Source organism: Levilactobacillus suantsaiihabitans, from assembly GCF_004745505.1.
Taxonomy (GTDB): domain Bacteria; phylum Bacillota; class Bacilli; order Lactobacillales; family Lactobacillaceae; genus Levilactobacillus; species Levilactobacillus suantsaiihabitans.
In genome coordinates this window covers 113,102-124,931 of record NZ_RKLX01000005.1, presented here as the reverse complement: position 1 = coordinate 124,931, position 11,830 = coordinate 113,102, and the positions used below count along the sequence as shown (strand labels likewise).

Annotated in this window: 10 protein-coding genes and 1 pseudogene; 9 read left to right on the top strand and 2 right to left on the bottom strand. The window is 43.9% G+C overall.

Annotated elements, in window-relative coordinates:
* The first annotated feature begins 6 nt into the window (after nt 1-6).
* From EGT51_RS04670 to EGT51_RS04645, 6 genes are all read left to right on the top strand, one after another.
* A complete protein-coding gene (locus EGT51_RS04670; protein WP_135367608.1) occupies nt 7-387 on the top strand; it encodes a hypothetical protein in 381 nt (126 codons plus the stop codon).
* Nucleotide 388: 1 nt separating this feature from the next.
* Entirely contained in the window at nt 389-1,459 is a 1,071-nt protein-coding gene (locus EGT51_RS04665; protein WP_135367607.1) for an FtsK/SpoIIIE domain-containing protein, read from the top strand.
* Nucleotides 1,460-1,461: 2 nt separating this feature from the next.
* Complete coding sequence (locus EGT51_RS04660; protein WP_135367606.1) at nt 1,462-2,025, top strand: hypothetical protein; 564 nt, start codon at nt 1,462-1,464, stop codon at nt 2,023-2,025.
* Between the two features lie 204 nt (nt 2,026-2,229).
* The gene (locus EGT51_RS04655; RefSeq protein ID WP_167850141.1) at nt 2,230-3,378 is read left to right on the top strand and encodes a Rep family protein; all 1,149 of its coding nucleotides are present in this window, start codon (nt 2,230-2,232) and stop codon (nt 3,376-3,378) included.
* A gap of 258 nt (nt 3,379-3,636) precedes the next feature.
* Nucleotides 3,637-3,846 (top strand): DUF3173 family protein, encoded by a 210-nt coding sequence (locus EGT51_RS04650; protein ID WP_404819915.1) that lies wholly within the window; start codon nt 3,637-3,639, stop codon nt 3,844-3,846.
* On the top strand, nt 3,824-5,089 hold the full coding sequence (locus EGT51_RS04645) for a tyrosine-type recombinase/integrase (protein WP_135367603.1): 1,266 nt from the start codon (nt 3,824-3,826) through the stop codon (nt 5,087-5,089). Before EGT51_RS04650 ends, EGT51_RS04645 begins: the two co-directional genes overlap by 23 nt.
* Before the next feature lie 444 nt (nt 5,090-5,533).
* Here EGT51_RS04645 and EGT51_RS04640 read toward each other — a convergent pair whose 3' ends face one another.
* Nucleotides 5,534-8,251 (bottom strand): ABC transporter permease, encoded by a 2,718-nt coding sequence (locus EGT51_RS04640; protein WP_135367602.1) that lies wholly within the window; start codon nt 8,249-8,251, stop codon nt 5,534-5,536.
* A 10-nt stretch (nt 8,252-8,261) separates the two neighbouring features.
* Nucleotides 8,262-8,966 carry an ABC transporter ATP-binding protein gene (locus EGT51_RS04635; RefSeq protein ID WP_135367601.1) on the bottom strand — a complete coding sequence of 235 codons (705 nt, stop codon included), beginning with the start codon at nt 8,964-8,966 and terminating at the stop codon, nt 8,262-8,264.
* A gap of 128 nt (nt 8,967-9,094) precedes the next feature.
* Here EGT51_RS04635 and EGT51_RS04630 point away from each other — a divergent pair, with 128 nt between their 5' ends.
* The 3 genes and pseudogenes from EGT51_RS04630 to EGT51_RS04620 all read left to right on the top strand — a co-directional run bounded on the left by EGT51_RS04630 (nt 9,095) and on the right by EGT51_RS04620 (nt 11,783).
* The gene (locus tag EGT51_RS04630) at nt 9,095-9,706 is read left to right on the top strand and encodes a TetR/AcrR family transcriptional regulator (RefSeq protein WP_135367600.1); all 612 of its coding nucleotides are present in this window, start codon (nt 9,095-9,097) and stop codon (nt 9,704-9,706) included.
* A 10-nt stretch (nt 9,707-9,716) separates the two neighbouring features.
* Nucleotides 9,717-10,028 (top strand): annotated as a pseudogene (locus tag EGT51_RS04625) (GMP synthase (glutamine-hydrolyzing)); the annotation flags it as partial.
* Nucleotides 10,029-10,223: 195 nt separating this feature from the next.
* Entirely contained in the window at nt 10,224-11,783 is a 1,560-nt protein-coding gene (locus tag EGT51_RS04620) for an RNA-directed DNA polymerase (RefSeq protein ID WP_225428679.1), read from the top strand.
* The last annotated feature ends 47 nt before the right edge of the window (nt 11,784-11,830 follow it).

Below are 11,830 nucleotides of genomic sequence, written 5' to 3'. Positions count from 1 at the left end.
TAAGTAATGTTACAATCCAACTCAAAATCGCAAGGAACACAGGAAGGTTATCGAGGCTACATGAAAGAAGAGACGGTATTTTGGGCGGGTATGAATCCAAACTTAGAGTTCAGATATGCGGGCGTAGCACCTGAACCAATCCAGACTTGGGACGAGGCAAGTCGCAAGTACGTGGACCCGATTGTGGGGTACCGATACCCCGTCGTGCAAGAGGCAAAGGGTGATGGTGCGAAAGTGTTCCGCCAAAATCCAGTGATGGTTCGGGTAGATGGCGCCCCAGTTAACCTTAGTTTCGGCGACTTGATTACATTCAGTGGAATGTTAGGCTATCGGAATAAGTCGTACAAATATAGTTTTCAGGCCGAGTCCGTTCAAAAGGTGAAGTAGTATGAAGCATCTTGGATTGGAGGAGACACGTACGTTACTGGTCCAGTCGCTAAATATGGGATTGGACATCAGGGGTGAGACAACATTCACCAATAGTTTCGACGTTATAGTCTCTGAAGATGGTTTCCAGTTTGTTCCACGTATCCCGGCTGGATATGTCCTGGATGATGCTCTATATCAACGAATATTCGGAATAGCTAGTGGTGCACTCTATCCGTACTACACAATGTTGAAACAGAATGGTGCTTATTTTGTTCCACTTCCTGAGAATAGCGTGCATACCGCCAGGGCTTTTTTCTTCCCGTGGCTGGAGGGCATTCCAACGCGACTGGACATTACTGACATGGAAAAATTCAAAAGTGGAATAGCGGAAGGGGTTCTTCCAGTCATGGCCAATTTAGCAATCAGCATTGGTGACATAGCGCATCTTGTCATTGCAGGGAACAGCGGAGCAGGGAAATCATATGCTCTAACTTATCTCCTTGAGATGATGAAGGAACAAACAACTCTAAAGATTGTTGATCCAAAAATGGATGCTCCAACTCGGTGGGCCGAGAAAAATGATGTTGACGTGTTAATACCGGATGGTGACCGGTCACAGAATGACTTTGTCAACCTTGTGTGTGATTTGTTGAGTGAAGCGTTGCAAGTTGTGCGAACACGACAATTGGCGTTGAAGGATAATGCTAGGTCGCAGTTTACACCATATATCCTGGTGATTGATGAGTTGCTAGCGTTGACTAGTTCGGTCTCAAAATCAATGAAGGATACCTTTTTTGGACTGCTAAGCCAAGTCGCACTTTTGGGTCGGGCTACTGGAGTTAAGCTAATCTTGTTGTCACAGCGTTTTGATGCTAATGCACTTCCGGTAGTTGTAAGAGAGCAGGCTAATGTAATGATTCAGCTTGGTAATGTGAATAGGAAGACGACTCAGTTTTTGCTTCCGGACCTTAGTAACCTCGATGGGATAGTCATTCCGCCTGGTAAAGGAACAGGCTTGATTCAAATAATTGACGGTAAACATCCAGCTAATGTGATGCCATTGCTGATGCCAACATACGGGGAGGTCTAGTTGTGAAACGAAAAAAAAGAATAAGGTTACTTAGTCAACTATATTTGGCGGTTGTCAATCTGGGATTATTGCCGTTGGTCTTACTCTTTGTTTTTATGATGAAAGAGCAACTCGAAAGTAATGGGATTTTGGTTACCTTAATTGGAGCACAAGCGGTACGAACGCAATACTTAATCTTATGGATAGTCTTCATGTATTTGGTTGTCTATCTTATGTACTATCTATTAAAAGGAATGTATCTCTTTGATTGGGAGTTAGTCAATCTGTTCAACTCTCTAAGAGCTACGTTCAATGTTCGCTACTCGCTTTTCCGTCAACCATCAAGATTAGACGCTGACCGAGTTGTTCGTGATTTTAATTTGGCTGTAAAACGAGCAACGTTGAGTATTTGGGATGACGTACTAGAGTTGGTAATCCCACTGCCTAGGACTGTAGGAGCACAAAAGATGTTTGACATGCAATCTGATGAACTACGTCAGCGGATAAGCTTAATGTTTCCCCAGTATGCCATGTCATCATTTGAGCAGGAGGGGATGACACTAGTCTTAGTTGGTTCACGTCATTAGGCAGAGGTGTCGTTATCATCAGCGGCGGCCTTGCTTGCCGTCAGGCAGAAGCAAGGCCGCCGCATAGCATCAATATAAACATCCAATATGTTCTCAAACTTATCTAATATCGGGTGGGAGAGGGCTTGTTATCCTCCCACCCCTTATCCGGACAAAATTCAGACTAAACACTGTACCATCAGTGTTTCGAGGGGGATTAAAATAATGAGCGAATTAAAGACGAGTGCGCCAATGTATGTTCAACAATTGTCTAGGTTGCCTTTTAGTGATGTCGGTGCCTTGCACACGCGGGTGAAGACTCTTCATGCTAAACGGTACGGCATTATTGTTCACGATAAAGATGTCGACAAGGATGGCAAGCCAGTGGCACCACATGTACATGTTATGATGCAGTTTGACTCGGCACAACGTATCAGTTCTCTTGCCAATAAGCTTAACGATTCGGAGCAGAACTTCGAAAGCATGACAAAGCAAAATCGAAAGAATGGTGCCAATAATGGTTTTGCGTATCTTACGCATCGGACTGATAATGCATCTGATCGGTATCAGTACGACTTTTCGGAAGTTATTGCCAATTTTGATTATTTAGAATTTATGCGTAAATTGGAAAAGCGAGTCAGAAGCCCGTCAGTCGAATCTGACCGCATCTTGGAAGAGCTTAAAGATGGTGAGCTTACTCTTTTAGAGGCGAAGAATGAGTTGTTGGAACTGGGACCCAAGGTGTACTCAAGCAAGGCTAGAGCAATGAGGGAAGTTAATGCCGCCGTTCAAGACATTAAAGCCGAAAGATGGCGAGATGAAATGCGCCAGCAGGGGAAGAGTATCAAGACGATTTGGCTCTATGGAGCCACTGGTACTGGTAAGACTCGATTCGCTGAAACTATTGGTGGCAAGCTTGACGACCCAGGAGCATGCTTTATTACTGGAGGCTCTAATGACCTGTTCCAAGACTATTCCGGTCAGCACAATGTAGTGTTGGATGAGCTTCGTCCTAACGTATTGCAGTATGCTGACTTGTTGAAAATTCTTGACCCGTTCAATTACGACATGCGAACGGTATCACGCTACCATAATTTACAACTTCAGGCTGAACAAATAATTATTACCTCACCATACAGCCCAGCTGATTTCTTCGAGCGTCAAAAATTTGTTTCGACAATTGATGGCTTTGGTCAATTAAATCGACGTATTGCGTTAACTATTGAAGTGACACCCGATGGTTTGAACGAGGTCGAGTTTACTAAGGGTAGTTACGTAGTAATTAGCACTGAACCCAATCCGTATTACTCACCCGATGTTGCCGTGAACAAAATAGGATTAAATCAACTATTAACTGAATTGGGGGACAACTAAAATGTATTTTGGTGACGAAGACCTGGCTCAGGCACGTAAAGACTTAGCAAAGCATGCTGTTCTCAAGGAACTAATTAATGTGCAAAAATTGATTCAACGAGACTAACCGTAGTGGTAGTGCACAATAGCACGGAAAAAGTGGATACAAAAAGCGCTGCTAATTGCATAGCCGCAAGCAACGCCTCTGATAGTTCGAACTATCATAAACAGTATCGCATTTTCGTGCCGGCATGGAAGGGGCGAAGCATATTGAAATCAATGGTAAACGCCAGTGACCTTGAGGCAATAGGATTTAAGAGGTACCAAGCGCAAACAATTATACGTCAAGCAAAGTTACTTATGGTCAAGAAGGGATTTGGCTTGTATAATGGTAAACGACTAGGCGTAGTACCCTTGGATCCGGTCGAAAAAATTATTGGCGTCAAACTCGAGTTTAATGAGGACGATGATAATAATGGCAACGACTAAGTATCCAGGAGTCTATACTGGTAACGATGGTAGAATTTTTTATCGCGTGGAATTAGGGACAGACAAGGTAACAGGTAAACGCATCCAAAAGACCAAGCGGCGTTCTAAACAAGGGCAGCCATTCCGCTCTGCGCATGAGGCTTACAAAGAGCTGATGGCAGTCAAGAATCAGTATCTTGAACAGCGAGGGTATGCGAATTATAGGATTAGTTATCGCACATTTATGCATGACAACTATATTCCGTCCTATAAGGCTGATGTGGAGAAGAGCACGTATTCATCTCGTAAAAGCGTGTTTGAACACTTGGTCGATAGATTTGGGGATACTACGTTGAGGGATATAACAGTCCTTCAATGTGAGCAGTTTAGGAGCTACCTTTTAAGCGATAGTGGTTACTCACAAGGTTTCAGTCATTTAGTATATGGGAGCTTCCGAAAGAGCCTTGATTATGCCGTGCAAGTGGGTTTCTTGAGCGAGAATGTATCCAAGAAAACTAAGTCGGTTGCCAAAGGAAAGTCACAGGTTCCGATTTGGACAAAGTCTGAATTTGAGCAGGTAATTTCAAAAATTTATCTCCCCAATTACTATGAGCACTTCTGCTTCGTGATGTTATGGGTTTACTTTATGACGGGGTGCCGCGTAGGTGAAGGCCTTGCACTCCAATGGAGTGACGTTGATTTGAAGCGACAGAAATTGAAAATTCATCGAACCCTGGACATTAGGAATAAGATGGACTATGACTTGAAACCGTACACAAAGACTGAGAGTGGTATGCGGACTATTTCCATTGATGGGGATACGTGTAGCATCCTGTCTGAGTGGCAGAGGATTCAACGTAAGCGTGGCGTTAAGCATTTCGTCATCTCATATGATGATACGCCGACCATCCGATCTAGCGTGCAGAACATCATACGCAGGTATGCTGACATGGCTGGAGTACCACGTATCCAAGCGAAGGCACTTAGACATTCGCACGTTAGTTACTTGATTAATGAGTTTAATATTGATGTGTTGAGTATATCGCAACGATTAGGACACTCTAGCCCTGATATTACGTTGAAGTACTATGCACATCTTTGGCGAGGTAGTAACGAGAAGGTAGCCGAACAGCTAACCGGCAGTATTAATGTGATACCAGCTAAGAGAAGTAGTCTTAGCTTTACTGGTAACCAAGCGGTGAAAAATCCTATGCAAGGTCTATTCCCTACCAGTTCCCTACCAGACAAAGATTCGGTGGGTTAAAATGTTGATGTAGCAAGGATGGTAGAGGGCGTCGTTGATTGAATGGGAATAGATTTTATATCCCATTTAGATAGAGATCGTTGAGAATCAAGGATTCTACTGGGTGTTAAAACACTGAAAAGATAGATAAAACGACATAGTTGTTTGCCAAAGACCAACCGATGTCGACGTAAAAATGCTTCGTATCGTTTATTTTGATACGAAGCATTTTTTATATTTACATTTTTTGATATGCCATTCAGCCTGTAGACAGGCGAAAATCAAAAGTAGAAATGAAACTAAATCTGGAATTAGCCGAATATTAGCGAAAATGGGCAAAATAAAACCGCCAAGCCGAGAGGGCTGAGCGGTTTATTGAGGATGTTCATCACAAATCTTCGGTTTCGTCGTTGGATGACGATTCTAGTGCTATTCGGTGGTCTTTACGCAATGAGGATCAGCAGACTAATCAACAGATTTAAGCGCTTCTAGCATATCCACGCTTTGAATCTTGCGGTTCATCATGAACATCACGACCAGAGAAAATACGATTGTTAAACCGACAGAAATGATAATGTTGATCCAAGTTAGGCCAGGCGCGACCATTGCTGTTGCGGGAGGGAGCAGCGCCATAATGTAGGCGTGAAAAGCGTATCCCACCCCAATGCCGACGATGATCCCCGCACCGGTTAAGATATTGGTTTCACGGTAAATATACATCAGCACCTCCTTAGGGTAGAAGCCGAGCACTTTGAGTGTGGACAATTCGCGCACCCGCTCTGACACATTGATATTGGTTAGCGTGTATAACACGACCAGCGAGAGCAGCGAAGCACTAAGCACCAGGACAAGAATCAGGTTGTTCAGATTACTTAAGATGTTAGTGATTGTCTTCTTGGTTTCCTTAGACTGGACGGTTTGAACGGCCGCGGCTGTTCGGTTAAATTTGGCAGCAAAAGCATTCACAGATTTGGCAGTGGCATGTTTCAGCGTCACTAGATAGGCATTAGCGGTGACGTTAGTGTCGTAAACCTGATTATAATAGGCTTTGCTCATGTAGATGGCGTGACCAGCATACATCTTGGTAATGCCGGCGACCTTTATTTTGTGACTGGTTCCATCAGTGTCTTTGATTGTGAATGTGTCACCAACATTCACATTTTGAAGCTTGGCAAGTTTTTGTGATACGATTGCGCCATTCTTGCTGAGGGTCATCTTCTTATTGGTCTTGTAGTCTCGCAATTTGATATATTGATCAAGTTGTGAGGCTGAACTTGGGGCAATTAAAGAGATGTTTTCACGCGAGTTAGAGTCGCTACTTGTTGCGTAAACATTGGCAAAGTAAGCCGAGCTGTACCGCTTGACGGTGTTGGCTTTGGTAATGCTTTCTTGAGCAGAGGTAACCTCACTTTTTTTAGCATTAGGATTGTACACGGCTACAAGATCGTACTGGCTAATTTGACTGAATTGGCGGTCGATAATTGTATTGAGCGAATCGCGAATGCCAAAGCCGGTGATCATCAGCGCAGTGGCCCCTGCAACCCCAATGATGGTCATGAGCATGCGACCCTTGTAGCGGAATAGGTTACGAGCAGTGACTTTGTGGGAAAAACTCATTCTCTTCCAGATTGGCGTGATGTGTTCCAGCAAAATTCGTGAACCACTGACGGGGGGCTTGGGCAACATGAGCTCGGCGGTGATTGTTTTTAGAGAATTGTGTGCGGCCAGCCAAGAGGCCAGGACCGTCGAGAATAAAGCAAGGGCGAAACCGGCAGCAATGAATCCCGGATGCAATGCGAGCTGGAGACTCGAGAAATTAAAGTTGGCGGTGTACGCGCGGAAGATGATCTTTGGCAACACGAGTAGGCCGAGAATACTGCCAAATACCGTCCCCGTAACTGCCGTGGTGATACTGTAAACGAGGAATTCGCGCATGACTTCGCCTTTGGTGTACCCTAGCGCGCGCAAGGTCCCCATTTCAATGCGCTTTTCCTCAACCATCCGCCGCATCGTGGTGAAGCTGACTAGAATAGCAATCAGGAAAAAGAATGCAGGGAAAGATTTGCCTAGTGCGTCAATGCGCTCTGCGTCCTCGCCGTAGTTGTTGTAGCCATCGTTGTAGTCGTTACGACTGGCGATGGTTAGGGACACATCATTGAGTTGGCGCTTGGTTGCCTTCGCGTCGGCTACTTTCGCCTTTGCGGCCTTGAGTGCTTGCTTTTGCTTCTTTAATGCCGCTTGCTGTTGATTCAGCGCTTTTTGTTTGGCCGTTAGGGTCGTAATGGCGCTTGAAGACTGAGCAGCCTTTGCTTGGGCCATTTGGGTGTTTAATTGCTTTTGGGCGGTAGCTAGCGTTGTGTCTGCGTTGGCGATTGTCGTTGTGTTCTTAGCAATGCGCGTCTTGGCATCGTTAATTTGTTGGGTGAGATCTTTGCGCAGACTTGCTACTCGCGCGCGATTGCGTTGATTAAGCTTTCGTTGCAGTTTTGCCACTTGCTGGGTGGCATAGTGTTCATAGGCATTGGAATAGGCGGCACCCTTGACATTCGTAAATGCTAAACGGGCAACATTGGGCTTGCTGCTAGAAAAAGCCCCAGTGGTGGTATAGGCAAAACCGTATAAGGTACCGCTACCAAGACTTGTCGAACCGAGGTTGTCCTTTTTTAGATACTCTGTTGAGGTCGCAAAGCCAACGATGGTAAATGTTTTGTGTGTCAGCCCAGTACTCCCATTAGCCTTACCGGCGGCGACAGTAATATGATCACCGAGCTGGTATTGACCGCGGAGCTTGTCACTTAACACAATTTGTTTAGCAGTGGTTGCCTGGTGTCCTTTAGTGAGGGTCATTTTAGATAACGTTTTAGGATTGCTTTGAACACGTAGCACATGCTTGGTGTTTTTAATGACGATGTCCGTTGTATGGCCAAATTCGGTCTTTTTGATGCCCGCAAGGTTTTCGATCGCCGTTCGATCTTTTGCGTTCAAGCTCACGGTTGATGTGACCTTAGCATCTGCCAGCTGCTCGGCATTGTAGGCGGTTTGCGCGGTTTTGCGCATATTTGGTCCGGTGACGTTCAACCCAATTAAGACGAAGACGCCCAGCATCAAAAGCGCTGATACCGAGACATACCTTGCGAGAGACATTTTGAACTCGCGCGCAATATTTTTGTTTAGCATTTTCATCAGTCATCACCTACCATTCTAGTTCGGCAACCGGAGTTGGATTCTCGTTGCGGGTATCTGCTTTTACTTGACCGTCAGCTATTTCGATGACATGATCAGCCATTGGCCGAATCATTGAATTATGGGTAACAATAATCACATTCTTATCGGACTTACGCGTGAAATCTTGAAATAATTGCAAAATCTTTTTGCCCGTGTGATAATCCAGCGCACCAGTTGGTTCATCAGCCAATAATAGATCAGGATTCTTCGCAATCGCGCGGGCAATCGCGACGCGTTGTTGTTCACCGCCTGAAAGTTGGGCAGGGAAGTTTTGGATACGCTTCTCTAGGCCGACAGCAGCCAAGGCTTCTTCGGCTGGCATGGCTTGATCTGCAATTTCGGCTGCTAATTCAACATTTTCAATCGTCGTTAAGTTTTGCACCAGGTTGTAGAACTGGAAGACAAAGCCGACCTGTTTGCGGCGATAAGTCGTTAAGCCACGTGAATCGAGTTCGCTAAGCTCAACGCCATTCACATTAACCGTGCCACTGGTCAGATGATCCATGCCGCCTAGTACGTTGAGTAACGTTGACTTGCCGGCGCCAGACGCACCGAGAATGATCGTTAGCTCACCAGGGGCAATTTCAAAGCTGATATTTTTGTTTGCGGTAACAGCGTGATCGCCACTACCATAGGTTTTGGTTTCATTTTGTACTGAGATGAAAGATGTCATTGATTTTTTCCTCCAGTCGATTATAATGGACAACGTGTTAATCAAACTACACGATTATTAAAACACATAGATTGCTGAATTCTATGCCCATTTATTTGAAAAGTGTCAATTAAATAAAGGAGGTTGTCATGCCAACCCATCAAGAACAAATTGCGCAGACTGATGCAGCTATCTTGAATGCATTGGTTACCGCGGGGAAAACGAAATCACTAAACCAAATTACGGTGAGTGATTTAACCCGTCTTAGTGGTATTAGTCGCGGAACCTTCTATTTGCACTACCTGGATAAGGATGATTTGGTAACAACTGTTGAAAATAGTCTTTCTTCCAAGTTTCAGTTGATGTTAGATACTGGCATTGACGGGACGATGAACTATCAAGATTTGAGTGCCGGTCAACCGTACCCTGTGATAGAAGATATTGTTGCTTTTGCGGCTGAAAACAAAGCAATGCTTAGTTTTCTTTTTGGCCCCAATGGTGATCCGGCTTTCGCAAACGCAATTACAGCCTTGCTTCAGAAATCAATTTTAAGCGAACTAAAGCGCGTTAAAGGGACTGCAAAATTTAGAAATGACTTGCCGCAAAAATATGCGTTGTGTATCGTCACTAATGCCATCATGTCAGTCATTCTTACCTGGCTGTCCAATGAGGATTCATTGTCGCAAAGTGAACTTTCAAAAGTAATCATGCGAACCTTGTATCTTTCGCCGTATGATGTGCTAGGCATCAAAGGGCAGTAACTGCCATCGTGAAATCGTTGATAGTGACTTGATCCTGCGCGAAGAAATCAAAAAGGCCGGCCTCGACCGCGATACTTGGCAATACTTCACGGTCTTACCAAACATCAAGAGTGTCGGCGTCATGGGGGATGGCCGGACCTACGACTACGCCGTGTGTATCCGCGCCGTAACCTCCATCGACGGTATGACCGCCGACTTCGCCCGCATTCCGTGGGACGTCTTACAGGAGATTTCCGTCCGGATCGTTAACGAAGTGGATCACGTAAACCGCATCCTCTATGATGTGACGAGTAAGCCGCCTTCGACTATTGAGTGGGAGTAGAAGTTATATGTTAATTGAACCCGGAGTGTTGATTTAGCGGCGTTTTCGGGAAGTACAAAGGATACGATTGGCGGGGAATTGTTACATTTCCCACCAGGATCCCCGCCAAGTTTAGGCCGAATGAAGGCTGAGTTGGCGGGGATTTTTCGTAAATTATAAGTCTATAATTCGTGGTAAAATTAGTTAAACTGATTGATGGCGGTGATGATTGGGATGTCCTCTGAAAGAAAAAGTGTACTTGAAATGACGGCCGCGGAAGCGCGTGCCTTTTTCCTTAAATCAAGTAGCTATGCAAGTATGGTATTGCCGGAATACTTTGACTTTCAGCCTGTGCTTGATTTTGCCTTTTCAAAAGTCTCAGGCGGAAAGCTCAACTCGATGATTAATGGTAATATTCTTAAGACTGCCGAAAAAGCTAATTACTCTATTATTTTGAACAAGGATGCAGGATATGATTGGCGAGAAGTTAAAATTGTACATCCGCTTTTATATGCTGACCTTGTAGAAAAAATAACAGAGGATAAAAATTGGAATGAATTACTTGATAGATTTGGTTTATTCGAGTCTAATCCGAAAATTAGGTGTATTAGTCTGCCCGTTAAGTCAACTGGGAAAATGGGTGATACCGCAGAGACTATTTTAAATTGGTGGGAAGAGTTAGAACAGACCTCAATCGTAAACTCACTAGAGTATGCGTACTGTATTAGAACGGATATTACTAACTGTTATGGTTCAATTTACACACATACGATTGACTGGGCTGTCCGGGGAAAGGATGCTGCAAAGCAGGCGGCAGGAAAACGCAATGACAAGTCTTTTGCGCATAAGCTAGATTGGACAGTGGAAAGACTTCAATGTAATCAAACAAATGGTATTCCACAAGGTGGAGAACTTTTTAACTTCATTGCTGAGATTGTTCTTGGATATTCCGACTTACTTCTTTCTGAAAAATTGAAGGATTTGAATAACGTAGATTGGCAAGTAGTTAGATATCGCGATGATTATAGAATTTTTTCAAATAGTAAGGAAATTGCTGAGAAAATTGTAAAGGGACTTGCCGATGTACTTGCTGACCTGAATATGCATTTTAATACTAAGAAAACAGGACTTGTCTCTGATATTATTGAATCGGCTATTAAACCGGATAAGGTCTATTGGAATTCGAGAGTGCCAATTATAATGCCTAAAGTTTGGGATGGAAAACATCGTAGAGTTAATTATCAGTTAACATTACAAAAACATCTGCTAGAAATTCTTTGGTTGTCAAAAAAATTTCCAAATTCTGGAAGTATCAGTAAGGCCTTAACATCGTTTGCTAAAAGGTTAGATCAACAAAGTTTAATTGAGGAATCCATTGAGCCGTTGATAAGTATTGTAGCAGACATTGTGAGCAAGAATCCGAAGGCTATTGCGCCGGGAGTTGGCGTGCTTAGCAAGATACTCCTAAAAGGACAACAGAAATCTAGCGAATCCGCCAAGATAGTATCTAAGATCACAACGAAGCTAGAGAATACTCCCAATTTAGAATATTTGGATGTGTGGTTGCAACGGCTATCAATGCTGTCGGGCTCAGAATTAACGTTTTCTGGGAAATTATGTGATGCTGTAAAGAACACTAATAATACAATCTGGGATTCATCGTTTGTAAGAGCCAAAATAACGTTGCCATCAATTATTGATGAAGTTAAGCTCCAGGAGCTTAAACCGGAAATCTCCACTGAGGTGTTCGATGTCTTCAATGATTATAACCTGTGAACTTAAGCTGGCATTAGAAATGTAATGATATACTATGGCGGTATTTT